The following is a 24,489-nucleotide window of genomic DNA, read 5'->3' as shown; positions in this document are numbered from 1 at the left end:
GCCACCACCGCCCGCCCCGGCCCGCTCCCCAGCAGGACCGTTTCGCCCCGCCCCGCACCCCGACCCCATCCCCAATTCGGACCAGTGGTCGATCTCGCCTACACTCGGTGCCGTGCCTCGTGGTGATGGACGACTCAACCACGACCTGCTCCCCGGTGAGAAAGGCCCCCAGGACGCTTGCGGCGTCTTCGGTGTCTGGGCTCCCGGCGAAGAGGTCGCCAAGCTCACCTATTTCGGACTGTATGCACTGCAACACCGTGGACAAGAGTCCGCCGGTATCGCAGTAAGCAACGGGTCCCAGATCCTGGTCTTCAAGGACATGGGACTGGTCTCGCAAGTCTTCGACGAAACCTCTCTCGGCTCCCTCCAGGGCCATATCGCGGTCGGTCACGCCCGCTACTCCACCACCGGAGCCTCGGTGTGGGAGAACGCGCAGCCGACATTCCGTGCCACCGCGCACGGCTCGATCGCGCTCGGCCACAACGGAAACCTGGTCAATACGGCGCAGCTCGCCGAACTGGTCGCCGATCTCCCCAAGGAGAACGGTCGCGCCACCCAGGTGGCAGCCACCAACGACACCGACCTGGTCACGGCCCTCCTCGCGGGCCAGACCGACGACGACGGCAAGCCCCTGACCATCGAGGAGGCCGCCGCAAAGGTGCTCCCGAAGGTCATGGGTGCCTTCTCCCTCGTCTTCATGGACGAGGGCACGCTCTACGCGGCCCGCGACCCGCAGGGCATCCGCCCGCTGGTCCTGGGCCGTCTGGAGCGCGGCTGGGTGGTGGCCTCCGAGTCCGCCGCCCTCGACATCTGCGGCGCCGCGTACGTCCGCGAGGTCGAGCCGGGCGAGATGCTCGCGATCGACGAGAACGGTCTCCGTACCTCTCGATTCGCAGAAGCGAAGCCCAAGGGCTGTGTCTTCGAGTATGTGTACCTGGCGCGCCCCGACACCGATATCGCGGGCCGCAACGTCTATCTCAGCCGGGTCGAGATGGGCCGAAAACTGGCCAAGGAAGCTCCTGCCGAGGCCGATCTCGTCATAGCGACACCCGAATCCGGCACCCCTGCCGCGATCGGTTACGCCGAAGCCAGCGGAATCCCGTACGGCTCCGGACTCGTCAAGAACGCATACGTCGGCCGGACCTTCATCCAGCCGTCCCAGACGATCCGCCAGCTCGGCATCCGTCTGAAGCTCAATCCGCTCAAGGAAGTCATCAAGGGCAAGCGCCTGGTGGTCGTCGACGACTCGATCGTCCGCGGCAACACCCAGCGCGCACTGGTCAAGATGCTCCGCGAGGCGGGCGCGGCGGAGATCCACATCCGCATCTCCTCGCCCCCCGTGAAGTGGCCGTGCTTCTTCGGCATCGACTTCGCGACCCGCGCCGAGCTGATCGCCAACGGCATGACGATCGACGAGATCGGCACCTCGCTCGGCGCCGACTCGCTCTCGTACATCTCCATCGACGGCATGATCGAGTCGACGACGATCGACAAGCCGAACCTCTGCCGCGCCTGCTTCGACGGCGAGTACCCCATGGAACTCCCCGACCCGGAGCTCCTCGGCAAGCAGCTCCTGGAGACCGAGATCGCGGCCGGAGTGGCGAACACCGCCGCTGTCGACGCGCTCCGTCGTCCCTGAGCGTGCCCGTATGACCCTGCTGTACGACACGAAAGTTCTCATCTCCCATGTCTGAGACCACTGGTGCCAGCTACGCGTCCGCGGGCGTCGACATCGAAGCCGGCGACCGCGCCGTAGAGCTGATGAAGGAGTGGGTGAAGAAGACGAAGCGCCCCGAGGTCCTCGGTGGCCTCGGCGGTTTCGCCGGTCTCTTCGACGCCTCCGCCCTCAAGCGCTACGAGCGCCCGCTGCTGGCCTCCGCGACCGACGGCGTCGGTACGAAGGTCGACCTCGCCCGCCAGATGGGCGTGTACGACACCATCGGCCACGACCTCGTCGGCATGGTCGTCGACGACCTCGTCGTCTGTGGCGCCGAACCGCTGTTCATGACCGACTACATCTGTGTCGGCAAGGTGCACCCCGAGCGTGTCGCGGCCATCGTGAAGGGCATCGCCGAAGGCTGTGTCCTGGCCGGCTGCGCCCTGGTCGGCGGCGAGACGGCCGAGCACCCGGGCCTGCTCGGCCCGGACGACTTCGACGTCGCGGGCGCCGGCACCGGTGTCGTGGAGTACGACCAGCTCCTCGGCGCCGACCGGATCCGCGAGGGCGACGCCGTCATCGCGATGGCGTCCTCCGGTCTTCACTCCAACGGGTACTCGCTCGTACGGCACGTCGTCTTCGACCGCGCCGGCTGGGCCCTCGACCGCGAGGTGGCCGAATTCGGCCGCACGCTGGGGGAGGAGCTCCTGGAGCCGACCAAGATCTACTCGCTGGACTGCCTGGCCCTCACCCGCACCGCCCCGGTGCACGCCTTCAGCCACGTCACCGGCGGCGGCCTGGCCAACAACCTGGCCCGGGTGATCCCCGACCACCTGCACGCCACGGTCGACCGCTCGACCTGGACCCCCGGCGCCGTCTTCGACGTCGTCGGCCAGGCAGGAAAGGTCGAGCGCCTGGAGCTGGAGAAGACCCTCAACATGGGCGTCGGCATGATCGCCGTCGTCCCGCAGGAGTCGGTCGACGTGGCCCTGGCCACGCTGGAGGACCGGGGCGTCGAGTCGTGGGTCGCGGGCGAGATCCTCGCGCGCGGCGACCACCGCGAAGGCGCCGAGCTGACCGGCGACTACGCGAAGTAGGGCCGGAGCAGGACGCACAGAACCCGGTCCGGGGCGAAAGCCTCGGACCGGGTCCGGTGGAACTGCTCAGACCTTATGAAAATTTTCGAGGTGTACGCACGCCAGAACGGAAACGGCCAGAGCTGAACGGCCAGGACTGAAGCGTCAAGCGCCGCGGCGCTGCGACGAAGGACCGGACTCATCGTCCTCGTCATCGTCGTTGTACTGCGACGCGTACTGTGCGTACGGGTCGTCTTCCTCGTCATCGTCCTCGAACGGCTCGCCATTCGGCGGCTGTTGCGAAGTCGAAGCGCCCAGCTCATTGGCCAGACGCGACAGGTCAGTCCCGCCGCTGCTGTACTTCAGCTGGCGGGCGACCTTCGTCTGCTTGGCCTTTGCCCGGCCGCGCCCCATGGCTCGACCCCCTCGGTGACGGGGCTCGACGGCCCCAGAGTCTTGACACGCGTTCATGGTTGGGAACGGGCTCTCCGTGAAGAGACCGGTCCGCAGGACTTCAACGGTACCTGCTTCTTTGGCCATACGGTACGCCGCCCGCAGGAGACACCGCGAAGCACAACCGGCGAGACGTCCCGTCCCCGCTGGTCAACCGCGATTTTAGCCCCTTCCTGACGGCCGACCCGCCGAGGGGGGTGAGCGATGTCTCCCCAGTACCTCCCCCTCGGCGGATCCGCCCGCCCCGGTCAGCGCCGTGCGCGCGCCTCGGCCATCCGCTGTTCGGCCAGCCGGTCGGCCGCCGCGGCCGGCGGAACACCATCGCTCTTCGCACGTGCGAAGATCTCCAGCGTGGTGTCGAAGATCTTCGCGGCCTTCTTCTTGCACCGGTCGAAGTCGAAGCCGTGCAGCTCGTCGGCGACCTGGATCACGCCGCCCGCGTTGACCACGTAGTCCGGCGCGTAGAGGATCCCGCGGTCGGCGAGGTCCTTCTCGACGCCCGGGTGGGCGAGCTGGTTGTTGGCCGCGCCGCACACCACGGTCGCGGTCAGCACCGGCACGGACGCGTCGTTCAGGGCGCCGCCCAGCGCGCACGGGGCGTAGATGTCCAGGCCCTCGACGCGGATCAGCGCCTCGGTGTCGGCGACAACCGCGACCTCGGGGTGCAGATCGGTGATGCGGCGTACCGATTCTTCCCGTACGTCCGTGATGACGACCTCGGCGCCGTCGGACAGCAGGTGCTCCACCAGGTGGTGGCCGACCTTGCCGACGCCGGCGACGCCGACCTTGCGGCCGCGCAGCGTCGGGTCGCCCCACAGGTGCTGCGCGGAGGCGCGCATGCCCTGGAAGACACCGAACGCGGTCAGTACGGACGAATCGCCCGCGCCGCCGTTCTCGGGGGAGCGGCCGGTGGTCCACCGGCACTCGCGGGCCACGACGTCCATGTCCGCCACGTACGTGCCGACGTCGCACGCGGTCACGTAGCGGCCACCGAGCGAGGCCACGAACCGGCCGTAGGCGAGGAGCAGCTCCTCCGTCTTGATCTGCTCCGGGTCGCCGATGATCACCGCCTTGCCGCCGCCGTGGTCGAGGCCGGCCAGGGCGTTCTTGTAGCTCATCCCGCGCGAGAGGTTGAGGGCGTCCGCGACGGCCGCCTCCTCGCTCTCGTACGGGTAGAAGCGGGTGCCGCCGAGGCCGGGGCCGAGGTCCGTGTTGTGGAGGGCGATGACGGCCTTGAGGCCGGAGGCGCGGTCCTGGCAGAGCACGACTTGCTCATGACCACCCTGCTCCGAGCGGAACAGGGTGTGCAGGACGCCGTCGGAAGATGCGGTCACTGTGGTGACTCCCAAAGTACGAGACGGTGAAGCCCTCTTGCGGGTGGAGAGGGCCGATGGGCATGAGAGTAGGGCCTGCCGGCCCGCCGTACGCCAGGTACCCGGGATCACCCCCTTCCGAAGTACCCCCGTGGGACGATTTGCTTGCGGTCGTTGCTTCCGGTCGAGTTGAGGAGCTGGCGTGCCACTGGCGTCATCGGTGATCGTCCCGTACGTGTCGGCCCTGCGGGTGTACGAACCGCTGGCGGCCTTCCCCGAACCGGAGCGCACCCACTGGGCCCGCTACGCCCGCCGCGGGACGCTGCCGGGGCCGCAGGACGAACTCCGCTGCTCCCTGGCCGACTTGCTGCCCACCCCGCCCGTCGCGGTGCCGGTGCACGAGAGCGGCGACGCGTACGTGGCGGAGATCGACGAGGTCCTGGTGGTGTGCCCGTGGCGGACCAGGCTGCGCGGCTGGCTGGCCCTGGAGGAGCTGGACGGCCAGTACCCGGCGCCGCTCCTGGACGCCGTGCTGCCCCCTCTGCTGCGCCGCCAGGCGCAGGCGGACCACGAGCGGTGGCGGGAGCGGAACCCGGACGCCAGGCCGTGGATCAGGACCTCGGTGTGGCACGTGCCGGTGCGCTGGTTCGTCCTTTTCGGGGACGAGGAGCGCGAGTACGTGAAGGCCTCGGAGGGCGAGCCGGCGGTGCTCCGGTACCGGACGCCGATGGTGCAGGCCAGGCGCCGGGTGGCGCGCGCCCTGCGCACGCTGCGCGAGCACGTCGGCGAAGGGGACGAGGGGCCGCTGGTGACGGGCCTGGTGGACGTGGGGCGCTGGCTGGAGGAGTTCCACCCCCGCTCGCTCGTCGAGCTGGACTACGGCGGGCTCGCGTACGTACTGGACGAGACGCACCTGGCCGGGGACCGGTCGGCGGCGGACGTGGCCGAGGGGATAGGGGCGCTGCGGTCCGGCGACGCGGACGGCGCGGCCCGCGCGTACAGCAGGCTCGCGGAGCGCTGGCGGGCGGTCCGGGACCGGCAGTTCGCGAACTGAGTCAGGGCGGCGGAGAGCTGAATGCTGAATACCGCACACGATTTGAGCGAAATCTGAGCTTCAAGTGAACCGGACCGTGATGTGGTGCGTGTGACAGGTGAGGGACAAGTGCTCGGGACCTACGTCCTGATCCGGGCTTTTGTGGCAAGCGTGACGGACAGCACTTAAACGCCCCTTGCGCTCATCCCCCGCCCTCGTGTCAAAATAGGACAAGGAGTCCGGGGAGGGCTCCTTCCGTCCAACTAGGGGCGGAATGCTCGGCATTGCACGCTATGGGGGGTCTGATGACTCCTGATCGCTCTGTGACTGATCGTCACTGTGAGGTGACTGTCCGCTATGGCATGGTCCATCGTCTTCCGTCGCGGATGAACACCTCAGAGGGCAATTCCGTCGGTTTGGCCCACGCGGCTGGACGGATGGTGTAGTTGTAGTGCCGAGGACAAGCCGTTCGTCCTATAACCGACTCGGCCCGCGTCCGCCATTTCGGGCAACGCGGGTCAAGGTGCAGAATTTAGAGGAAAGAACCGTGAAGGTTCGGTTCTCCCGAGGAGGCCGCTCATGACCGCTCGCACCCCTGACGCCGAGCCGCTGCTGACCCCGGCTGAGGTCGCCACGATGTTCCGCGTGGACCCGAAGACGGTGACCCGCTGGGCCAAGGCAGGAAAGCTCACGTCCATCCGCACGCTGGGTGGGCACAGGCGTTACCGCGAGGCCGAGGTCCGCGCACTGCTTGCGGGTATTCCGCAGCAGCGCAGCGAGGCCTGACGCTTCGTATTACCTCGCATTACCGCTTCACATCTTTACCCGCAGTACCAGCAACACCCCGCAGTGCAGGGCAATTGCGTCCCGGGTCCCCCAACTCGGTGCGCGCGCCCGCTCATGGCTCTACTCGACAGGCCCCCGCCCCAACGGGAGCCGAGTCGTTGATCGCGCCGGACTCCGCCGAGTCCGGCGCGATTTTTTTTGTGCCCGGACGGGGTGCCGGCGGCGGCTGCCACGCCCCTGACCAGGGGACCTGGCGGAGGCTTCGGAGTCGTCGCGGGGGCAGTCGCGAGGGGTGTCACAGGTGGTGCCGAGGGGAGGTGCAATTGCACATATTAAATTGGCTTCTTGTAGGGAGGGAGTAAATAAGCCCGTCCCGAAAACTCTTCTGGTGACACCCGTCACAGTCCATGACTCTTGCCAAATCCGAGCTTGCCACCGGAAAGGAGGTCGGGTCGCGAGGCGATGGTCACGGGTTCGGGGGACTTTCGTCCTGAGCCGGGGGAGGCCCCGCCGCGGCCCCGGTGCGCCTCCTTCCGGGCTGCCCCTCGGAGGCCCTCTCCGGCGGCCCCGCGGGCGTTCTCCCGGATTCCTGCTCAGGTGCGCTCCCGGGCGGCCCCGCGGGCTGTTTCTCGGGCTGCAGGGCGAGCAGCAGGAGCCGGTGGCAGATCGGGCAGTGCCTGGTGCGGTGCCGGTAGCCCGACGCGGCAGCCAGGTGGGCGCGCAGCAGTGCCCGTGTCTCGTGTTTCGCCACGGCTGCGGCCACACGTCACCTCCGGAGTCCGGCCCCTCTGTGTCCGGGTTACCGGTGGCAGATGACGGCGTCAAGACGGAAGGAGGCCCCGATTCAAAGGGATCGGGGCCTTCAACCTCTGCGGTCCTGAGGGGATTTGCGGTGTCCGACGGCGGTTCCGCCGCGGGCCCGGCCGCTGAGCTGCGACGGGGCGGGACAGGACGGGACGGGGCCGGACGGAGCGGGAAAGCAGCGGAGCCCGCATCCGAGGGGATGCGGGCTCCGAATTCACTGCGGTCCTGACGGGATTTGAACCCGCGGCCTCCACCTTGACAGGGTGGCGAGCACTCCAAGCTGCTCCACAGGACCTTGACTCACAGCTCGACGCGGTGTCGTGTTGCTTTCCGCGTGTTGCTGCGAGTCAGACTGTACAGCAGGTCAGAGGGTGCAGTCGAACCCGTGGGGACGGGCCCGCCCGCTACGGGGCGGCGGCGTCGATCGCCTTCACGATCCGCTTGTCGGACACCGGATACGCGGTGCCCAGCGCATGCGCGAAGTAGCTGACCCGCAGCTCCTCGATCATCCAGCGGATGTCCCGCACCTCCTGCGGAACGGGCCTGCCCTGCGGCAGCTGCTCCAGCAGCCAGGCGTACTCGTCCTGCATCTCGTGGACCTTCTCCATGCGCGCGGTGTCGCGCTGGGCGCCGGTCGGCATCTGCGTCAGGCGCCGGTCGACGGCCACCAGGTAGCGCATCAGGTCGGGCAGCCGGCGCAGGCCGGTCTTCGTGACGAAGCCCGCAGGCATCAGCACGTTCAGCTGGTTCCGTACGTCCGTGAGGTTGGGCAGCAGCACCGGGCTCTTCGTCGACTTCAGGCGGCGCTCGCAGGCCTGCCAGGCGGCCAGGATCTGCTGGACCTGGCCGACCGTCCGCACCGTGGCGTCCACCAGGTCCGCGCGCACCTTGTCGTACAGCTTCCGGAAGGACTCCTCGTCCCAGGCCGGGCCGCCGTGGTCGGCGATCAGCTTGTCCGTGGCGGCCGTGGCGCAGTCGTCGAAGAGCGCCTGGATGGAGCCGTGCGGATTGCTGGACAGGGCCAGCTTCTGCTGGTTGGTGAGCTTGTCGGAGGCGAACTTCGCCGGATTCACCGGGATGTTGAGCAGGATCAGGCGGCGGGTGCCCGCCCACATCGCCTGCCGCTGCTCGGCCTCCGTGTCGAAGAGGCGCACGGAGACGGCCGGGCCCGCGTCGACGAGCGCCGGGTACGCCTTGACCGGCTGGCCCGCCCGCTTGGTCTCGAAGACCTTGCTGAGCGTGCCGATGGTCCAGTCGGTGAGCCCGGAGCGCTCGATGGACTCGCCGGTCGGGCCCGCGGTGGCCGCTGCCGCCTTGGAGAGGGCCTGACGGGCCTTGGGGCGGAGCCTGAGGCGCAGCGCCTCCAGGTCCTTGTCCTCGGCGAGCTTCTTGCGGCGCTCGTCGACGATGCGGAACGTGATGCGCAGATGGTCCGGGATGCGGGTGAGATCGAAGTCGGCGGGGGCCACGGGGACCCCGACCATCTTCTGCAGTTCACGCGCGAGGGTGAAATGCAGGGGCTCCTGCAGTGCTCCTTGGCGGCCAGAGGCCGACGGAACCGCCCTGTCCAGGAACTTCGACGCGTAGTTCGGCGCGGGAACGTAATGGCGGCGGATCGGCTTCGGGAGGGAGCGGATCAGCTCCGTCACGACCTCCTCGCGCAGGCCCGGGATCTGCCAGTCGAAGCCCTCGTCGGTGACCTGGTTGAGCACCTGGAGCGGGATGTGCACGGTCACGCCGTCCGCGTCCGCACCCGGCTCGAACTGGTACGTCACCCGGAACTTCAGCGGCCCCTGCCGCCAGGAGTCCGGGTAGTCGTCCTTGGTGACCCCGGCCGCCTTCTCGTTGATGAGCATCTCGCGCTCGAAATCGAGGAGTTCGGGCTCGTCGTGCTTCTTGTGCTTCCACCACGAGTCGAAGTGGGCGCCGGAGACGACGTGTTCGGGGATCCGCTGGTCGTAGAAGTCGAAGAGCGTCTCGTCGTCGACGAGGATGTCGCGGCGCCGGGCGCGGTGCTCCAGCTCCTCGACCTCGGTGAGGAGTTTGCGGTTGTCGGCGAAGAACTTGTGGTGCGTGCGCCAGTCGCCCTCGACGAGCGCGTTGCGGATGAAGAGGTCGCGGGAGACCTCAGCGTCGATGCGGCCGTAGTTGACCTTGCGCTGGGCGACGATCGGGACGCCGTACAGCGTGACCCGCTCGTACGCCATGACGGCCGCCTGGTCCTTCTCCCAGTGCGGCTCGCTGTACGTGCGCTTGAGCAGGTGCTGGGCGAGCGGCTCGATCCACTCGGGCTCGACCTTGGCGTTGACGCGCGCCCACAGCCGGGAGGTCTCGACGAGCTCCGCGGACATGATGAAGCGCGGCTGCTTCTTGAAGAGGGCGGACCCGGGGAAGATCGCGAACTTGGCGTTCCTGGCGCCCAGGTACTCGTTCTTGTCGGTGTCCTTGAGTCCGATGTGGGAGAGCAGACCGGCGAGGAGAGAGGTGTGTACGGAGGTCTCCGGCGCATCCTCCTCGTTGAGGTGGATCCCCATCTGCTTCGCCACGGACCGGAGTTGGGCATAGATGTCCTGCCACTCCCTGATCCGCAGGAAGTTCAGGTACTCCTGCTTGCACATCCGGCGGAACGAGGACGAGCCGCGCTCCTTCTGCTGCTCGCGGATGTACCGCCACATGTTGAGGAAGGAGAGGAAGTCGCTGGTCTCGTCCTTGAAGCGGGCGTGGTTCTGGTCCGCCTGCTGCTGCTTCTCGACGGGGCGCTCGCGCGGGTCCTGGATGGAGAGCGCGGAAGCGATCACCATCACTTCGCGTACGCAACCGTTCTTGTCGGCCTCAAGGACCATCCGGGCCAGCCGCGGGTCGACGGGCAGCTGGGACAGCTTGCGCCCCTGCTGCGTCAGCCGCTTCTTGGGGTCCTTCTCGTTCGGGTCGAGGGCCCCCAGCTCCTGCAGGAGCTGCACGCCGTCCCGGATGTTGCGGTGGTCCGGCGGGTCGATGAACGGGAACTTCTCGATCTCGCCGAGGCCGGCCGCGGTCATCTGGAGGATGACGGACGCGAGGTTGGTGCGGAGGATCTCCGCGTCCGTGAACTCGGGGCGGGTGAGGAAGTCGTCCTCGGAGTACAGCCGGATGCAGATGCCGTCCGATGTGCGGCCGCAACGCCCCTTCCGCTGGTTCGCGCTGGCCTGGCTGATCCGCTCGATGGGGAGGCGCTGGACCTTGGTGCGATGGCTGTAGCGGGAGATGCGGGCGGTGCCCGGGTCGATCACGTACTTGATGCCAGGGACCGTGAGGGAGGTCTCGGCGACGTTCGTCGCGAGGACGACGCGGCGGCCGGTGTGGCGCTGGAAGACGCGGTTCTGCTCGGCGTGCGAGAGGCGGGCGTAGAGGGGGAGCACCTCGGTGAGGCGGAGGTTGCGCTTGTTGAGCGCGTCCGCGGTGTCGCGGATCTCCCGCTCGCCGGAGAGGAAGACGAGGATGTCGCCAGGACCCTCGCTCTGAAGCTCGTCGACGGCGTCCGCGATGGCGGTGATCTGGTCGCGGTCGGAGTCGTCCCCTTCTTCCTCCAGGAGGGGCCGGTACCGGACCTCCACGGGGTACGTACGTCCGCTGACCTCGACGATCGGTGCGTCGCCGAAGTGCCGGGAGAAGCGCTCCGGGTCGATGGTCGCCGAGGTGATGACGACCTTGAGGTCGGGGCGCTTGGGGAGCAGCTGGGCGAGGTAGCCGAGCAGGAAGTCGATGTTGAGCGACCGCTCGTGGGCCTCGTCGATGATGATCGTGTCGTACGCGCGCAGCTCGCGGTCCGTCTGGATCTCGGCGAGCAGGATGCCGTCCGTCATGAGCTTGACGATCGTGGCCTCCTGGTTCACCTGGTCGGTGAACCGGACCTTCCAGCCGACGGCTTCGCCGAGCGGTGTCTTCAGCTCGTCCGCGATGCGGTCGGCGACCGTGCGGGCGGCGATGCGGCGGGGCTGGGTGTGGCCGATCATGCCGCGGACCCCGCGGCCGAGCTCCATACAGATCTTGGGGATCTGGGTCGTCTTGCCGGAGCCGGTCTCGCCCGCGACGATCACGACCTGGTGGTCGCGTATCGCGTCGGCGATGTCGTCCTTCTTCTGGCTGACGGGAAGGTTCTCGGGGTACGTGATCGTGGGCACGCGGGAGGCACGTACGGCCACCCTGGCGGCGGACTTCTCGGCCTCCACGGCGATCTCGTCCAGAACGGCCTGCCGGGCCTCCGGCTTACGGATGCGACGGGCGCCTTCGAGGCGGCGGCCGAGGCGGTGGGCGTCACGGAGCGAGCTCTGGGCGAGGGTGGCCTGGAGGTCGGCGAGGGAAGTAGACATACCTGGTCCAGGATCTCACCCGGGGCGGAGTCGTGGCGAACCGATTTCGGGGCGGGGTGGGGATGTGGCCCGGGGCCGGGCCCGGGGCCGCGGGGCGGGGAGTTTGTACGTGCGGGTGCGTCGTGGCTGATCGCGCAGTTCCCCGCGCCCCTAAATGCCTGCCCCCTTAGCCCCTAGCCTCCTTGGGCAGCGGGGCCGCCCCCCGGGGGCGGGACGGGTGGGCAAGGGGGCGGCCCCCACGCGGAGCCCCGCCCTCCCGACCGCACGCGCTCGCCACCGTCCCGCCCCCGCCCACGTACCCTCGTGGACGGGTGGAATGTCGCCCGGCCGAGAAGAAACCGTCCCGTCCGACCAGAGAGGTCCGCCCGTGTCCGTCGTCGTACGCGCGCGCTGGTCCCGCTGGGCAGTCGTGGTCGCGGTCGTCCTCGGAGTGTTCTGCGGGCCTGCCGTCCTCACGGCGAGCGCCGGACCCGCGTCCGGACCCACCTCCGTCCAGCCCACGTTCGTCGCCGATACCCCCACCCCCGGCTGCCGCCCCCACACCCCCTCCGACGGTGTCGGTCAGCCCGCCACCCCCGTCCGGCAGGGCACCCCGTACGAGCTGATGCCCGCCCTCTTCGAGGCCCGTGGCGGCGACGGCGGCTGGAGCCTCGGCCGGAGCGCGGGCCCGGTCGCCGCCGGCCGCGCTCCACCGTCGGCCGGCCCGCCGACCCCGGTCGACCTCTCCGTACTCCTGCGCGTCTAGGCGGCGCGGGCGGGCACACCCCTGCCCTCTTCGCGCCGTCCCCCGTACCCACGTACCGCCAGGAGAACAGCACACTCATGTCCAGCACCAAGAAGAACCCCAAGGCCAAGAACCCCAAGGCCAAGTCCAAGTCCCGCCCCGTCCTCATCGGCGCCGGCATCGCCACCGCCGCCGTCCTGCTCGGCCTCGCCTCCTACTCCGCGACCAAGCCCGAGGACCGCAACACCCTCAGCCCCACCCTCGACACCTCCGGCCCCACCGCCGCCGCCGACCCGCAGAACGGCATCTACCCCGAGCTGGAGAAGCTCGCCCGCCGCACCGAGGGCGATCCGCTCGCGCAGGGGAAGGCGGACGCGCCCGTCGTGCTCGTCGAGTACGCCGACTTCAAGTGCGGCTACTGCGGCAAGTTCGCCCGCGACACCGAGCCGAAGCTGGTGAAGAAGTACGTCGACAACGGCACCCTGCGCATCGAGTGGCGCAACTTCCCGATCTTCGGCGAGGAGTCCGAGGCCGTCGCCCGCGCCGCCTGGGCCGCCGGCCAGCAGGGCGCCTTCTGGCCGTTCCACCAGGCCGCGTACGCCAAGGACGCCAAGGCGAAGGGGTACGGGGCGGACCGGCTGAAGGCGATCGCGGAGGAGGCCGGGGTGAAGGACATCGGGAAGTTCACCGCTGACTCCGACAGCGCCCAGGCCCGCGCCGCCGTGAAGAAGGACCAGGAGGAGGCGTACGGGCTCGGTGCCACGTCCACCCCGTCCTTCCTGGTCAACGGCCGTCCGATCTCCGGCGCCCAGCCCGACGAGGTCTTCGACCAGGCCATCGAGGCCGCTGCGAAGACGGCCGCCGCGAAGAAGCCGGCCGGCGAGAAGGCCCCGGAAGGCCAGCAGACTCCGGAAGGCCAGAAGTGACCCCCGACATCGGCTACTTCGCCGCCTTCCTCGGCGGTCTCCTCGCCCTCGTCAGCCCGTGCAGCGCACTCCTGCTGCCTGCCTTCTTCGCGTACTCGATCGACTCGAAGTCCCGGCTCCTCGCCCGCACCTGCCTCTTCTACGCGGGCCTGGCGACGACCCTCGTACCGCTGGGGGCCGCGGGTTCGTACGCCGGACGGTTCTTCTACGGCAACCGCGACCTGCTGGTCACCGTCGCCGGCTGGGTGATCATCGCGCTCGGTGTCGCCCAGATCCTGGGGATGGGGTTCGCCTCGAAGAAGATGGCCGAGCTGTCCGGCCGGATCCGCCCCACCACGGCCCTCTCCGTGTACGCGCTCGGCGCGGTCTACGGCCTCGCGGGCTTCTGCGCGGGACCCATCCTCGGCAGCGTCCTCACCGTCGCCGCCGTGAGTGGCAGCCCGGTCTACGGCGGCCTGCTCCTCGCCGTCTACGCACTGGGCATGGCCGTCCCGCTCTTCCTCCTCGCCCTCCTCTGGGAACGCTTCGACCTGGGGCGGCGGCAGTGGCTCCGCGGCCGCACCCTCACCCTCGGCCGCTTCGAACTCCACACCACCTCCCTCCTCTCCGGCCTCTTCTTCGTCGCCCTCGGCGTCCTCTTCCTCGTCTTCGACGGCGCGACGGCCCTCCCAGGACTCCTCGACGTCGACGACTCCTTCGCCGTCGAACGCTGGGCGAGCGGCCTCGGCGAAGCGGTCCCTGACTGGGCGCTGCTGGCGGCCCTGGTGGCGGTGGTGGGTGCGGTACTGGGCGCACGGGCGATGCGTGGCCGGGACAGTGGCCAGACCAGTGGCCAGGACAGTGACCAGGTCAGTGGCCGAGACAGTGGCCGAGACAGTGGCCGAGACAGTGACCAGGTCAGTGGCCTGGACAATGAGGGCGACCCGAACGGCCTACCCGAGGAACGACTGCCCCGATGACGACACCTCCGCCCGCACAGCCGCCCCAGGACCCGAACGGCGGTTACGGCTACCCGTCGGCCGGCGGCCCGTACGGCTACCCGCAGGGTGCCCCCGGGCAGCAGTCCCCGTACGGCCACCCCCAGGGCGCGCCCGGCCAGCAGCCCCCGTACGGCGCTCCCGGCCCCGGCCCGTACTCCGGCCCCTACCCCGGCCCGTACGACTACGGCCACGGCATGCCCCCGCAGCAGTTCTCCACGACCTCCGCGATGTGGGCGCACCTGGGCACACTGCTCGCGCTCACCCTCGGCTCCGGCGTGACCTGCGGCCTCTCCGCGATCGCCGCCTGGGTGGTCGGCCTGTCGATACGCTCCAGCGCCCGCGACCCCTTCACCCGCGTACACGGGACGGCCGCGCTGAACCTCGCGCTGACCTCGCTGATCTACAGCGCGGGCATGGTCGGTCTTTCGCTGCTGCTGTCGTTCCTGCCGGGGAACGTGGCGGCGCTCCAGGTGGTGCCGATGGTGCTGCTCATCGTGTACGGCATCACGGTGGTCGTCTTCATGATCATCGCGACGGTCGCGGCCAACAAGGGCCGCCCGTACCGCTACCCGGCGTTCCTCGCGTTCCCGATGGCCAAGAGCTGATCCACGGTCGGTTTCCGCAGGTCGTACGCGATCTGCGGAAACCCGGGGACGTCCCCGGGGAGAAACGCGCGAAGGCAACGCAAAAGGCCCCGCTCGGCGAAGAACGGGGCCTTTCGGATGGTGGCTGGGGCCGGGATCGAACCGGCGACCTATCGCTTTTCAGGCGATCGCTCGTACCAACTGAGCTACCCAGCCACTCGGATCTTGCGATCCGCAGCGGTCCTGACGGGATTTGAACCCGCGGCCTCCACCTTGACAGGGTGGCGAGCACTCCAAACTGCTCCACAGGACCAAGCAGTGCGAGCACAAGTCTCGCACAAGTGTTGCGTGCCCCCAACGGGATTCGAACCCGTGCTACCGCCTTGAAAGGGCGGCGTCCTGGGCCACTAGACGATGAGGGCTAATTGGCCCGCCTGTGCGCCTTGCAGCGCGTCGGGGACGTGAGAAGCATATGGGATGCCGGGTGGGATCGCCAAAACGGTTTACCGGAACAGGGGTGCGGACAGCGGTACGGGGGTCTTCGACGGCTTGGCGCCGGGGGTGTTGGTCTCCGGCAGATGGCGGCTGACCTCGGCAGTCGACAGGCCCAGGCCGCCGAGTGTGATCTCGTCCCAGGCCTGCAGCCGGCGGGTGTCGCGGTCCAGGTAGAGGAGCGAGGCGCGGATCTTCTGCGGGTCGTCGCCCTCGACGGCGCGCAGGCCGCCGCCCCCGGTGGAGCCCTCGACCATCAGGCGGGTGCCGCGGCCCAGGAGTTCGTTCTTGCGCTCGTGGGTGTGGCCGGCCAGGGCGAGCGGCACCTCGCCGTCCGTCTGGGTGGCCGCCACCGGGTTGTGGGCGACGGCGATGTCGACCGGGGTGCCGGCCGCCTTCTGGGCGCGGAGGGCGGCGGCCAGCCGGACGCCGGCGGCGCGCTCGGTGTCGTCCCCCTGCGGCTTGACGGATCGGTCCGGGGTGAACTGCGGGTCGCCCGTGCCCGCGACGCGCAGCCCGCCCGCGACGGTGACGGCGGCGCCGTTGTCGAGCACGTGCACGTTCTTCAGGCGGGACATGTACGCCTGGGTGGCCGCCGAGTCGTGGTTGCCGCGCACCCAGACGTACGGGGCGCCCAGGTCCTCGATCGCGTCGAGGAAGACGTTCTCGGCGGAGCTGCCGTGGTCCATGGTGTCGCCGGAATCGATGATCGCGTCGATGTCGTACTGCTCGACGAGCGAGCCGATGATGCTCCAGGACGCCGGGTTGAGGTGGATGTCCGAGACGTGCAGGACGCGCATCGTCGTGGGGGACGGCCGGTACGCGGGGAGGGTGGAGGTGGCGTTGTACAGCTTGGTGACGTTGGTGACCAGGCGGGCCAACTCCTTCTGGTAGACGTCGAATTCGGACACGATGTTGCGGGCGTCGCCGACGACGGAGGGGGCCGAGGAGAGCAGTCCCGAGAACTTCGGCTCCAGGACCGACTTCGGGTTCCAGGTGGCGAACGCGGTGATGCCGGAGGCCGCCAGGAGGGCCAGGGCCAGCCCGCCGGCGGCCAGGGCGCGGCGCGGGCGGCGGTAGACGGCGAGCCCGAGGGCGGAGGCGCCCGCGAGGACGGCGACGGAGGAGCGCAGGGCCAGGTCGAGTGCGCCGGCGCCGACGTCCCGGGTGATCTCCTGCTGCAGCCCGGAGATCCGCTCCGGGTGGTTGACCAGGTCCGCCGAGCGGTCCGGGTCGAGCTGGTCGACGTCCACGTCGAGGCGGATGGGGGCGGTGTGGGAATCGAGCTCCAGGGCGCCCAGGGGAGAGACGTTGATCTTGGTTCCGCCGGTGAGGGAGGGGCGGAGGGTCATGGTGGTGTCGACGGGACCGACGGGCGTGCGGACGTCGCCCACCGTGAGGAGACCGAGCCAGGCCCCGAGCAGCACGACGGCGAGGAGACCGAGGGCGCGGACCCAGGGGTGGGGGGCGTGGAGGAGGGCGCTGGTGGGGGTGGTGTGGTGCGAGCGGTAGCGCTGGGCGAGACGGGCGGCGAGGGTGCGCGGGTGGGCGGCTCGGGCCATTGGGGGCGTATGCCCAGACGTGTGCGCGGCCATGCGGGATCGGGCGGGGTGGGGCGGGTCCGGTGAACGCCCTGGGGTCGGCGAGGCCGGGCCTTCAGTAGCGCGGGGCAGTATCGATTTGCGGCTCCGCCGCGTGGGCGCGGCCGGCCACGACGCGCCCGCACGACGATCACCCGCCCTGCCCGGGGGTGCGTCCGGCGGTCGGGGCAGCAGAATGGGGGTGTGCTGGAGATGACGCGTGAGGAGTTCGAGGAGCTGGTCGCCGAGGCGCTGGACCGGATACCGCCCGAGTTGACGCGGTTGATGGACAACGTCGCGGTGTTCGTGGAGGACGAGCCGGCGAAGGACGATCCGGATCTGCTGGGGCTGTACGAGGGGACGCCGCTCACCGATCGCGGGGAGTGGTACGCGGGCGTGCTGCCCGACCGGATCACCATCTACCGGGGGCCCACCCTCCGGATGTGCGAGGACCGGGAGGACGTGGTCGCGGAGACCGAGATCACCGTGGTGCACGAGATCGCCCATCACTTCGGGATCGACGACGAGCGACTGCACGCGCTCGGGTACGGGTGAGGCAGGGGTGAAGGACGGGCCGGTGCTCGCGGCGATCTCGGCGGGCGGTGCGCTCGGGGCCTCGGCCCGGTACGCCGCGCTGCTCGCGTGGCCCGCGTCCGACGGGGGCTTTCCGTGGGCGGTGTTCGGCATCAACGTGCTGGGGTCCGGGCTCATCGGCGTACTGATGGTGCTGGTCGCCGAGGGCGGACGGAGTGCTCGTCCGCTGGTCCGGCCGTTCCTGGGGGTGGGCGTGCTCGGGGGCTTCACCTCGTTCTCGACGTACGCCATGGACGTGAGCGGACTGCTGGAGCGGGGGGAGGCCGGCACCGCGCTCCTGTACGTGCTCGGGACGCTCGCCGGGGCGCTGGGCGCGGTGTGGGCCGCGGCGGGCGTGACGCGCCGGGCCGTCAGGACCCGGGGGCGTACCGCGTGAACTGGTTCCTGGTGGTGGTCGGCGGGGCGGTCGGTGCGCCGCTGCGGTATCTGACGGACCGTGCGGTGCAGGCGCGGCACACGTCCGGATTCCCGTGGGGGACGTGCGCGGTGAATGCCGTCGGGAGCCTCGTGCTGGGGGTGGTGACGGGGGCGGTCGCCTCCGGCGCGGCCTCCTCGTCCGTACAACTCCTGGTCGGTACGGGGCTCTGCGGGGCCCTCACCACGTATTCGACCTTCTCGTACGAGACGTTGCGCCTGGCCGAGACCGGGCAGCGGCTCCTCGCGGTGGCGAACGCGGCGGTGTCCGTGCTGGTCGCGCTGGGTGCGGTGACCCTGGGACTGGCGCTCGGCGGTGGGCTCGGCGGGTAGCCGTCCGCGGCCCCGGGAGGCGGGCCGGCGCGTGGCGGGACGGTGTTCCGGCGGTGGGGGCGCGGTGGCGGTCGGGTGCCCGCGCGTGTCCCCGGCGGGTCAATGGGAGTTGAGAGGGCGACCCCTCACCCGCCCTACGGCTTCGGGAGTGTCGCAGACCCGTGCGCCGGCACCCCTTGGCCGTCCTTGCCGGAGGTGCGCCCGTGCGCCAACTGCCCACCCCTGTCCGACTCGCCGCCGCGGCGCTCGCGGTGGCGGCTTCCGCAGGCTGCATGAGTGTGAGCGACGACGAGGGGAAACCCCTCCCGGCGCGCCCCGCCGCCAAGCAGGAGCAGGCCGGCCGCGACGGCGGTGCGGCGGTGGGCGGCGAGGGCCAGGGACGTACCGGCTCGAAGCCCGTCTCCCGCGGCGAGAGCGGTACGGACGCCGATCCGGGCGACGGCTCCTCGGCCAGCCCGAACGCATCGCCCGGCCCCGAGGCCACTCCGTCGAAGGGCGTCCCGGGGCCGACGAAGGGCGCCACGCCGTCCCCGGGGGCCGGGGGAGGAGCCGGGAAGGGCACGCCGTCCCCGGGGGTGCCGACGCCTTCCGCGACCCGGCCGACCCAGCAGCCGACGCCCTCGCAGGTGCCGACCGGGCCGCCCGAGCCGACCCCGACCCCGACCGAGCCGACGACGCAGCCGACGCCGTCCGCGACACCTGCGGCGCAGAACCGTGCGGCCGGGACGCAGGCTCCCGTGGAATACCGCGGGGGACGGTCGGGGCCGGCGGTAAATCCGCAGGTGGAAGCGGTGTAGCGCAGTCGATTTGCCAGGTGTGGGGGAGGGTGCGTATGGTTATAGATCGTTTGATCCCATTGCCCGGCGCCGACACAGAAGAGCGCCGTGTGGCGCGTACTCTCCCTTGCCGTGGCTGACCGCATTGAGGCGGTTTCACTTGCGATTCACGGAGTTTGGGCGCGTGCCGAGACTCCGAGAGGTTTCGCATCCGCATGTCTGTTTCCAGTTCTGACCGCACCGCCATGCCCGCTGACGACGCGATCGACGTCGTCAGCGAGGTCGTCGAGACGGTCGACACCCCCGCCGCGGAGCTCCCCGCGGTGGACGCCACCGAGGTCGTAGAGGCCGCCACCGAGATCGTCGAGTCGGCCGAGGCCGTCGCCGCCGAGCCGGTCGCCGCTGCGCCGGTGGCCGCTGAGCCGGCCGCCTCCGCGCCGGTCGCCGACGAGGCCCCCGCCGCCGAGATCACCGAGGACGAGGCCGCTTCCGACGAGGACGACGCCGAGCCCGGCATCAGCTTCGCCGACCTGGGCCTGCCCGAGGGCATCGTCCGCAAGCTCGCCCAGAACGGCGTCACCGCGCCCTTCCCGATCCAGGCCGCGACCATCCCGGACGCCCTGGCCGGCAAGGACATCCTCGGCCGTGGCCGCACCGGCTCCGGCAAGACCCTCTCCTTCGGTCTGCCGACGCTGGCCCAGCTGGCCGGTGGCCAGACCGAGAAGAAGAAGCCCCGCGCGATCATCCTCACGCCGACGCGTGAGCTCGCGATGCAGGTCGCGGACGCCCTCCAGCCGTACGGCGACGTGCTCGGCCTGAAGATGAAGGTCGTCTGCGGCGGTACGTCCATGGGCAACCAGATCTACGCCCTGGAGCGCGGTGTCGACGTCCTCGTCGCCACCCCGGGCCGTCTGCGCGACCTGCTGAACCGCGGCGCCGCGTCCCTGGAGAACGTCCAGATCGCCGTCCTCGACGAGGCCGACCAGATGTCGGACCTGGGCTTCCTGCCCGAGGTCACCGAGCTGCTCGACCAGATCCCCGGCGGCGGCCAGCGGATGCTCTTCTCCGCCACGATGGAGAACGAGATCTCCACCCTGGTCAAGCGCTACCTGACGAACCCCGTCACGCACGAGGTCGACAGCGCGCAGGGCAACGTCTCGACCATGACCCACCACGTCCTCGTCGTGAAGCCGAAGGACAAGGCGCCGGTCACGGCCGCGATCGCCGCCCGCAAGGGCCGCACGATCATCTTCGTCCGTACGCAGCTGGGCGCCGACCGTATCGCCGAGCAGCTGCAGGACTCGGGCGTCAAGGCCGACGCCCTGCACGGCGGCATGACGCAGGGCGCCCGCACCCGCGTCCTGGAAGACTTCAAGAAGGGCTACGTCAACGCCCTGGTCGCCACCGACGTCGCCGCCCGCGGCATCCACGTCGACGGCATCGACCTGGTCCTGAACGTGGACCCGGCCGGCGACCACAAGGACTACCTGCACCGCTCGGGCCGCACCGCCCGCGCAGGCAAGTCCGGCGTCGTCGTCTCGCTCTCCCTGCCGCACCAGCGCCGCCAGATCTTCCGCCTCATGGAGGACGCGGGCGTCGACGCCTCGCGTCACATCGTCGGCGGCTCGGGCGCGTTCGACCCGGAGGTCGCCGAGATCACCGGCGCCCGCTCGCTGACCGAGGTCCAGGCCGACTCCGCGACCAACTCGGCCAAGCAGGCCGAGCGCGAGGCCAAGGACCTGGCCAAGGAGCTGGAGCGCGTCCAGCGCCGGGCGACCGAGCTGCGCGAGGAGGCCGACCGTCTGGTCGCCCGCGCCGCCCGTGAGCGTGGCGAGGACCCGGAGACCGCTCTCGCCGAGGCCGCGGCCGCCGCCGAGGCGGAGGCCGCGGAAGAGGCCCAGGCCGCGGCTGCCGCCGCCGCCAAGGCTGCGGAGGAGCAGCGCCAGCGCCGCGACGACCGCGGCAACTTCGAGCGCCGTGACGACCGCGGTGGCTACCGCGGCAACAACGACCGTGGCGGCGACCGCGGCGGGTTCCGTGGCGGCGACCGTCGTGACGACCGCGGCGGTGACCGTGGCGGCTTCCGCGGTGGCGACCGCAACGACCGTCCGTCCGGTGGCTACCGTGGCGGCGACCGCAACGACCGTCCCGCGTCGGGCGGCTTCCGTCGCGACGACCGTGGCGACCGTCCCACCGGTGGTGGCTTCCGTGGCGGCGACCGTCGTGACGACCGCGGTGGCGACCGTGGCGGCTTCCGCCGCGACGACCGTCCGTCCGGTGGTTTCCGTGGCGGCGAGCGCAGCGGCAGCGACCGTCCGGCGGCCAGTGGCTACCGCGGCAACGACCGTCGTGACGACCGTCCGGCCGGTGGCGGCTTCCGCCGCGACAACGACCGTCCCGCGTCGGGCGGCTTCCGTCGCGACGACCGTGGCGACCGTCCCACCGGTGGCGGCTTCCGCTCCGGCGGCAGCGACCGTCCGTTCAACCGCGACCGTCGTGACGAGCGTCCCTCGGGCGGCTTCCGTGGCGGCGACCGTCCGTCCACCGGCGGCGGCTTCCGTGGCGGCGACCACCGCGGCAGCTCCGGCACCGGCACCGGCTCCTTCGGCCGCCGCGACGACAAGCCGCGCTGGAAGCGCAACGGCTGAGTCGCTCGCAACGGCTGAGTCGCTTGAAACGACTGAGTCGCTTGAGCCGACGGGACACGCTGACGCGCCGGTGCGCTGATGCCGTGACACGTTGAACCCCCGGAAAGGGCCCGCTCGTTACGAGCGGGCCCTTTCTCTTTCCCACCGCTCGGAGGCGGCCACCGTCGGCCGCGGCCGTACGTCTTCGGCCGCCGCCGACAGGCTTTCGGGCGATACCCGATCGGCTGCCGGGGACCGGGCAGCTATGCTCTTGGGAGTCCTGCCGGGGGCCATTAGCTCAATTGGCAGAGCAGCGGACTTTTAATCCGTTGGTTGTCGGTTCGAGTCCGACATGGCCTACAGGACGAAGTGAGGGGCTTACGCCTCTGACCTGCGGGGGAGCGCCTCGACCGAGATTCTTCGGTCGGGGCGCTCCGTCGTTTGGCCATGAGGCGATCGACGGGACCAGCGGCGAGAGAGCGGCGATACGGGCCATGTGCGAACCCCGTCCGCCCCACTGATTCCGTATGGGTGACGAACCGGCCCCGGCCGCACCCCTGCAAGGTCCCTGGAACGCCGTTCCCGTCCCGTTCCCGCCCCGGTCCCGTCCCGCTGTCGCTCCGTAACGTCCCAGCTCAGGTCCGGTCGGGCCACTGTGACGTGATACCGCCGCCCGGCTGATTCGGGCCGCTGTGCACGGTCGGACCCGGACCTAGGTTGGCCGTCACTGTCCTGAACGCGGACCGAAGGGAAGCGACCATGGCCGTCACCGACCTCATCGTCATCGAGAACGCCCCGTACCCGCCCGAGGGCTGGCACGTCATCACGAAGGACCTCAATGCCGGAGCCGGCGGCGAGTACCTGTACTTCGCCTTCGAGCTGGACGGCAAGTACGCCCCCATCACCGACATCATCTTCCTGATCGGCGACCAGGAGGCACCGCCCAACTACCGCAAGGTTCCCGTGGACCTCAACAAGGGGGCCGGCGGCGAGTACATCTACGCGGCCTACACCCGCTCTCCCGACCAGGGGAGCCCGATCCAGTTCCTCGACGTCCTGATCTCCGACGATTCCGGCGTGGAGCCGCCCAAGGGCTGGGCACGCTACGACACCGACCTGAACAAGGGTGCGGGCGGCAAGTACGTCTACCTGATCCACCAGGACGGCTGACCGCCAGGACAGCTGGCCACTAGGACGGCTGGCCACCAGGACGGCCGACCGCACCGCTCGGTTCAGCGCGGGGTGTCCCGGGCCGGGGCCCGGTGACGCAGGGAGTCCTGGGCCTCGACGTACCGGAGTACGAGGCGGGCGAACTGCAGCCGGTCGGACTCGGGCCAGTCCGCGGTGACGTACTCGAAGGCCTGGCGCTGGTGGCGGCGGAAGCGGGCCATCATCGCCCGGCCCTCGTCGCTCAGGAGCAGGACCGTGCGGCGGCCGTCCTGCTGGGAGGCCGCGCGGACCACGTAGCCGGCCGAGATGCAGTCGGACACCATGCGGCTGGCCACGGACGGGTCCACGCTCAGGAACTCGCCGATGGCGCCGACGGTGACCTCGAAGGGGCCGGTGTCCTCCGCCGCTGCCGTCTTCTGCTCCGTCTCCAGAAGGACGTTGAGCACCAGGGTCCTGGCCAGTTCCTTCCGGGAGATCGGCTCCTCGACCTCCAGGAGGGAGGAGCGCCGGAGCTTTCCGAGTGCCGGGCCCGCGGCGTCCAGCAGTTCGTCCGGCGTTCTCGGCTCCCCGGCCTCCGGGTCGTGCTTCGTCATGCCCGCATCGTAGTGCCCGCGGTGCACTGGCTGACCGCTCGCATATATGTGTTGACGTGAAATTGCGTGCGTGTGAGCATGCATGTGTTGTTGATCAGTCAATGCATGTGTGAATGGAGTCCCCGTGTCCTTCCTCGTCACCGGCGCCCGCGGCAAGGTCGGCCGGTCGGTCGTCCGGCAGCTGCACGCCGCCGGGCACACCGTCCGCGCCGCCAGCGCCGAGCCCGCCGGGCTGACCGTCCCGGACGGCGTCGAGGCCGTCGAGCTGGTCCTCGACCGGCCCGAGACCTTCGCCGCCGCGCTGGACGGCGTCCGGCAGGTGTTCCTGTATCCGAACCCGGCGGGCATCGACGACCTGCTCAAGGCGGCCGAGGCGGCCGGTGTGGAGCACGTCGTGCTGCTCTCGTCCTCCGCGGTCCTCGCCCCCGACGCCGCGACCCACCCGATCGCGAGCCACGGCTTCCTGGTCGAGGCCGCGCTCACCGCCTCCCGGCTCACCGCCACCTTGCTGCGCCCCGACGCCTTCGCCAGCAACACCCTCGGCACGGCGGACGCCATCAGGAACGGGCACCCGATCGCCCTGGCCCACCCGGACGCGCACCTCGCGCCCATCCACCCCGAGGACATCGCGGACCTCGCCGTCGAGGCCCTGACCGGTGACTCCCTCACCGGCCGCGCCGTCGTCCTCACCGGCCCCGAGTCGCTCTCCTTCCGCGAGCAGTACGCGACCGTCGCCGAGGAGACCGGCCGGGAGATCGTGATCGACCACGTCACCCGGGCCGAGGCCGAGGCGCAGATGGGCCGGTTCATGCCCGCGCGGCTGGTCGGCGCGCTGCTCGACCTCTGGGCGGCCGCCGAGGCGCACGGCCCCGCCGACATTCACGACACCACCGAGTCCCTGCTCGGCCGGCCGGCCCGTACGTACCGCCAGTGGGTGCGGGAGAACGCGGGGGCGTTCAGGGAATAACGCGGCAGCGGAAAGGCGGAATGGCGGCGTCGGTGCCGCGAGTGGTCAAAGGGGCTGCCCGGATGGCGTAGGGTTGTGTTTACCGACGCGGGGTGGAGCAGCTCGGTAGCTCGCTGGGCTCATAACCCAGAGGTCGCAGGTTCAAATCCTGTCCCCGCTACTGAAGAAGTAGTGCAGTCCGGAGGCCCGGAACTCGAAAGAGTTCCGGGCCTCCGGCGTTTGTCCGCGTATGTACGCAGTCGTGCCAGGACCGTCCCC

General features: G+C 70.3%; 21 protein-coding genes and 6 tRNA genes. 17 read left to right on the top strand and 10 right to left on the bottom strand.

The window, feature by feature from the left end:
• Positions 1–112 precede the first annotated feature (112 nt).
• Together purF and purM are read left to right on the top strand one after the other, a co-directional pair.
• Positions 113–1,639: an amidophosphoribosyltransferase gene (gene purF / locus ACH4SP_RS12675; RefSeq protein WP_398413735.1), complete on the top strand. Its 1,527-nt coding sequence runs from the start codon at positions 113–115 to the stop codon at positions 1,637–1,639.
• Positions 1,640–1,686: 47 nt separating this feature from the next.
• Entirely contained in the window at positions 1,687–2,754 is a 1,068-nt protein-coding gene (gene purM, locus ACH4SP_RS12670) for a phosphoribosylformylglycinamidine cyclo-ligase (protein WP_398413733.1), read from the top strand.
• A 144-nt stretch (positions 2,755–2,898) separates the two neighbouring features.
• On the opposite strand, the gene ACH4SP_RS12665 is transcribed toward purM, so the two are convergent.
• Positions 2,899–3,147 (bottom strand): DUF3073 domain-containing protein, encoded by a 249-nt coding sequence (locus ACH4SP_RS12665; protein WP_362422924.1) that lies wholly within the window; start codon positions 3,145–3,147, stop codon positions 2,899–2,901.
• Positions 3,148–3,434: 287 nt separating this feature from the next.
• Complete coding sequence (locus ACH4SP_RS12660) at positions 3,435–4,520, bottom strand: Leu/Phe/Val dehydrogenase (protein WP_398413730.1); 1,086 nt, start codon at positions 4,518–4,520, stop codon at positions 3,435–3,437.
• A 181-nt stretch (positions 4,521–4,701) separates the two neighbouring features.
• Here ACH4SP_RS12660 and ACH4SP_RS12655 point away from each other — a divergent pair, with 181 nt between their 5' ends.
• Both ACH4SP_RS12655 and bldC read left to right on the top strand, forming a co-directional pair.
• The gene (locus ACH4SP_RS12655; protein ID WP_398413728.1) at positions 4,702–5,553 is read left to right on the top strand and encodes a hypothetical protein; all 852 of its coding nucleotides are present in this window, start codon (positions 4,702–4,704) and stop codon (positions 5,551–5,553) included.
• Positions 5,554–6,111: 558 nt separating this feature from the next.
• Positions 6,112–6,318: a developmental transcriptional regulator BldC gene (gene bldC, locus ACH4SP_RS12650; protein WP_003949541.1), complete on the top strand. Its 207-nt coding sequence runs from the start codon at positions 6,112–6,114 to the stop codon at positions 6,316–6,318.
• Between the two features lie 466 nt (positions 6,319–6,784).
• Here the strand turns inward: bldC and ACH4SP_RS12645 are convergent, their stop codons facing one another.
• The 3 genes from ACH4SP_RS12645 to hrpA all read right to left on the bottom strand — a co-directional run bounded on the left by ACH4SP_RS12645 (position 6,785) and on the right by hrpA (position 11,471).
• Positions 6,785–7,069: a DUF6274 family protein gene (locus ACH4SP_RS12645; protein WP_398415039.1), complete on the bottom strand. Its 285-nt coding sequence runs from the start codon at positions 7,067–7,069 to the stop codon at positions 6,785–6,787.
• Between the two features lie 273 nt (positions 7,070–7,342).
• Positions 7,343–7,417: transfer RNA gene (locus tag ACH4SP_RS12640), tRNA-Asp, on the bottom strand.
• A 109-nt stretch (positions 7,418–7,526) separates the two neighbouring features.
• Entirely contained in the window at positions 7,527–11,471 is a 3,945-nt protein-coding gene (hrpA, locus tag ACH4SP_RS12635; protein WP_398413726.1) for an ATP-dependent RNA helicase HrpA, read from the bottom strand.
• Between the two features lie 367 nt (positions 11,472–11,838).
• On the opposite strand from hrpA, the gene ACH4SP_RS12630 reads away from it, so the two are divergent.
• The 4 genes from ACH4SP_RS12630 (at position 11,839) to ACH4SP_RS12615 (ending at position 14,706) form a co-directional block, all read left to right on the top strand.
• On the top strand, positions 11,839–12,216 hold the full coding sequence (locus ACH4SP_RS12630; RefSeq protein ID WP_398413724.1) for a hypothetical protein: 378 nt from the start codon (positions 11,839–11,841) through the stop codon (positions 12,214–12,216).
• A 77-nt stretch (positions 12,217–12,293) separates the two neighbouring features.
• Positions 12,294–13,121 (top strand): DsbA family protein, encoded by an 828-nt coding sequence (locus ACH4SP_RS12625; protein WP_398413722.1) that lies wholly within the window; start codon positions 12,294–12,296, stop codon positions 13,119–13,121.
• Positions 13,118–14,080 carry a cytochrome c biogenesis CcdA family protein gene (locus ACH4SP_RS12620; protein WP_398413720.1) on the top strand — a complete coding sequence of 321 codons (963 nt, stop codon included), beginning with the start codon at positions 13,118–13,120 and terminating at the stop codon, positions 14,078–14,080. The genes ACH4SP_RS12625 and ACH4SP_RS12620 overlap by 4 nt, the downstream gene beginning before the upstream one ends.
• Positions 14,077–14,706, top strand: a complete 630-nt coding sequence (locus tag ACH4SP_RS12615) for a DUF4870 domain-containing protein (RefSeq protein WP_398413717.1) — start codon at positions 14,077–14,079, stop codon at positions 14,704–14,706. Before ACH4SP_RS12620 ends, ACH4SP_RS12615 begins: the two co-directional genes overlap by 4 nt.
• Positions 14,707–14,824: 118 nt before the next feature.
• Here ACH4SP_RS12615 and ACH4SP_RS12610 read toward each other — a convergent pair.
• The 4 genes from ACH4SP_RS12610 to ACH4SP_RS12595 form a co-directional block, all read right to left on the bottom strand.
• Positions 14,825–14,901, bottom strand: a tRNA-Phe gene (locus ACH4SP_RS12610).
• Positions 14,902–14,923: 22 nt separating this feature from the next.
• Positions 14,924–14,998 (bottom strand) — tRNA-Asp (locus ACH4SP_RS12605).
• 36 nt (positions 14,999–15,034) lie between these two features.
• Positions 15,035–15,107 (bottom strand) — tRNA-Glu (locus tag ACH4SP_RS12600).
• A gap of 81 nt (positions 15,108–15,188) precedes the next feature.
• Positions 15,189–16,739: a metallophosphoesterase gene (locus tag ACH4SP_RS12595; protein WP_398413715.1), complete on the bottom strand. Its 1,551-nt coding sequence runs from the start codon at positions 16,737–16,739 to the stop codon at positions 15,189–15,191.
• Between the two features lie 222 nt (positions 16,740–16,961).
• Between ACH4SP_RS12595 and ACH4SP_RS12590 the strand changes: the two genes are divergently transcribed.
• The 7 genes from ACH4SP_RS12590 to ACH4SP_RS12560 all read left to right on the top strand — a co-directional run bounded on the left by ACH4SP_RS12590 (position 16,962) and on the right by ACH4SP_RS12560 (position 22,671).
• On the top strand, positions 16,962–17,312 hold the full coding sequence (locus tag ACH4SP_RS12590) for a metallopeptidase family protein (RefSeq protein ID WP_398413713.1): 351 nt from the start codon (positions 16,962–16,964) through the stop codon (positions 17,310–17,312).
• 7 nt (positions 17,313–17,319) lie between these two features.
• Entirely contained in the window at positions 17,320–17,727 is a 408-nt protein-coding gene (locus tag ACH4SP_RS12585; protein WP_398413711.1) for a fluoride efflux transporter FluC, read from the top strand.
• Positions 17,724–18,098 (top strand): fluoride efflux transporter CrcB, encoded by a 375-nt coding sequence (gene crcB, locus ACH4SP_RS12580; RefSeq protein WP_398413708.1) that lies wholly within the window; start codon positions 17,724–17,726, stop codon positions 18,096–18,098. Before ACH4SP_RS12585 ends, crcB begins: the two co-directional genes overlap by 4 nt.
• A 203-nt stretch (positions 18,099–18,301) precedes the next feature.
• Positions 18,302–18,895: a hypothetical protein gene (locus tag ACH4SP_RS12575; RefSeq protein ID WP_398413705.1), complete on the top strand. Its 594-nt coding sequence runs from the start codon at positions 18,302–18,304 to the stop codon at positions 18,893–18,895.
• Positions 18,896–19,089: 194 nt separating this feature from the next.
• The gene (locus tag ACH4SP_RS12570) at positions 19,090–21,522 is read left to right on the top strand and encodes a DEAD/DEAH box helicase (protein WP_398413703.1); all 2,433 of its coding nucleotides are present in this window, start codon (positions 19,090–19,092) and stop codon (positions 21,520–21,522) included.
• A gap of 266 nt (positions 21,523–21,788) precedes the next feature.
• Positions 21,789–21,861: transfer RNA gene (locus ACH4SP_RS12565), tRNA-Lys, on the top strand.
• 399 nt (positions 21,862–22,260) lie between these two features.
• The gene (locus ACH4SP_RS12560; protein WP_398413700.1) at positions 22,261–22,671 is read left to right on the top strand and encodes a hypothetical protein; all 411 of its coding nucleotides are present in this window, start codon (positions 22,261–22,263) and stop codon (positions 22,669–22,671) included.
• Between the two features lie 62 nt (positions 22,672–22,733).
• Here ACH4SP_RS12560 and ACH4SP_RS12555 read toward each other — a convergent pair whose 3' ends face one another.
• The gene (locus tag ACH4SP_RS12555) at positions 22,734–23,264 is read right to left on the bottom strand and encodes a MarR family winged helix-turn-helix transcriptional regulator (protein WP_398413698.1); all 531 of its coding nucleotides are present in this window, start codon (positions 23,262–23,264) and stop codon (positions 22,734–22,736) included.
• 124 nt (positions 23,265–23,388) lie between these two features.
• Here ACH4SP_RS12555 and ACH4SP_RS12550 point away from each other — a divergent pair, with 124 nt between their 5' ends.
• A complete protein-coding gene (locus ACH4SP_RS12550; RefSeq protein WP_398413696.1) occupies positions 23,389–24,231 on the top strand; it encodes an NAD(P)H-binding protein in 843 nt (280 codons plus the stop codon).
• 86 nt (positions 24,232–24,317) lie between these two features.
• Positions 24,318–24,391: transfer RNA gene (locus ACH4SP_RS12545), tRNA-Met, on the top strand.
• The last annotated feature ends 98 nt before the right edge of the window (positions 24,392–24,489 follow it).

The sequence above is a fragment of the Streptomyces sp. NPDC021093 genome, assembly GCF_044333135.1.
In the GTDB taxonomy this organism is placed as follows: domain Bacteria; phylum Actinomycetota; class Actinomycetes; order Streptomycetales; family Streptomycetaceae; genus Streptomyces.
This window is presented reverse-complemented; position numbering and strand designations above follow the sequence as displayed.

Excerpts from the sequence above, each read along its gene's own strand:
- ACH4SP_RS12595 (WP_398413715.1), bottom strand. The coding sequence starts at position 16,739 with ATGGCCCGAGCCGCCCACCCGCGCACCCTCGCCGCCCGTCTCGCCCAG.
- ACH4SP_RS12570 (WP_398413703.1), top strand. The coding sequence starts at position 19,090 with ATGTCTGTTTCCAGTTCTGACCGCACCGCCATGCCCGCTGACGACGCG.
- ACH4SP_RS12560 (WP_398413700.1), top strand. The coding sequence starts at position 22,261 with ATGGCCGTCACCGACCTCATCGTCATCGAGAACGCCCCGTACCCGCCC.
- purM (WP_398413733.1), top strand. The coding sequence starts at position 1,687 with ATGTCTGAGACCACTGGTGCCAGCTACGCGTCCGCGGGCGTCGACATC.
- ACH4SP_RS12555 (WP_398413698.1), bottom strand. The coding sequence starts at position 23,264 with ATGACGAAGCACGACCCGGAGGCCGGGGAGCCGAGAACGCCGGACGAA.
- ACH4SP_RS12665 (WP_362422924.1), bottom strand. The coding sequence starts at position 3,147 with ATGGGGCGCGGCCGGGCAAAGGCCAAGCAGACGAAGGTCGCCCGCCAG.
- hrpA (WP_398413726.1), bottom strand. The coding sequence starts at position 11,471 with ATGTCTACTTCCCTCGCCGACCTCCAGGCCACCCTCGCCCAGAGCTCG.
- ACH4SP_RS12615 (WP_398413717.1), top strand. The coding sequence starts at position 14,077 with ATGACGACACCTCCGCCCGCACAGCCGCCCCAGGACCCGAACGGCGGT.
- bldC (WP_003949541.1), top strand. The coding sequence starts at position 6,112 with ATGACCGCTCGCACCCCTGACGCCGAGCCGCTGCTGACCCCGGCTGAG.
- ACH4SP_RS12625 (WP_398413722.1), top strand. The coding sequence starts at position 12,294 with ATGTCCAGCACCAAGAAGAACCCCAAGGCCAAGAACCCCAAGGCCAAG.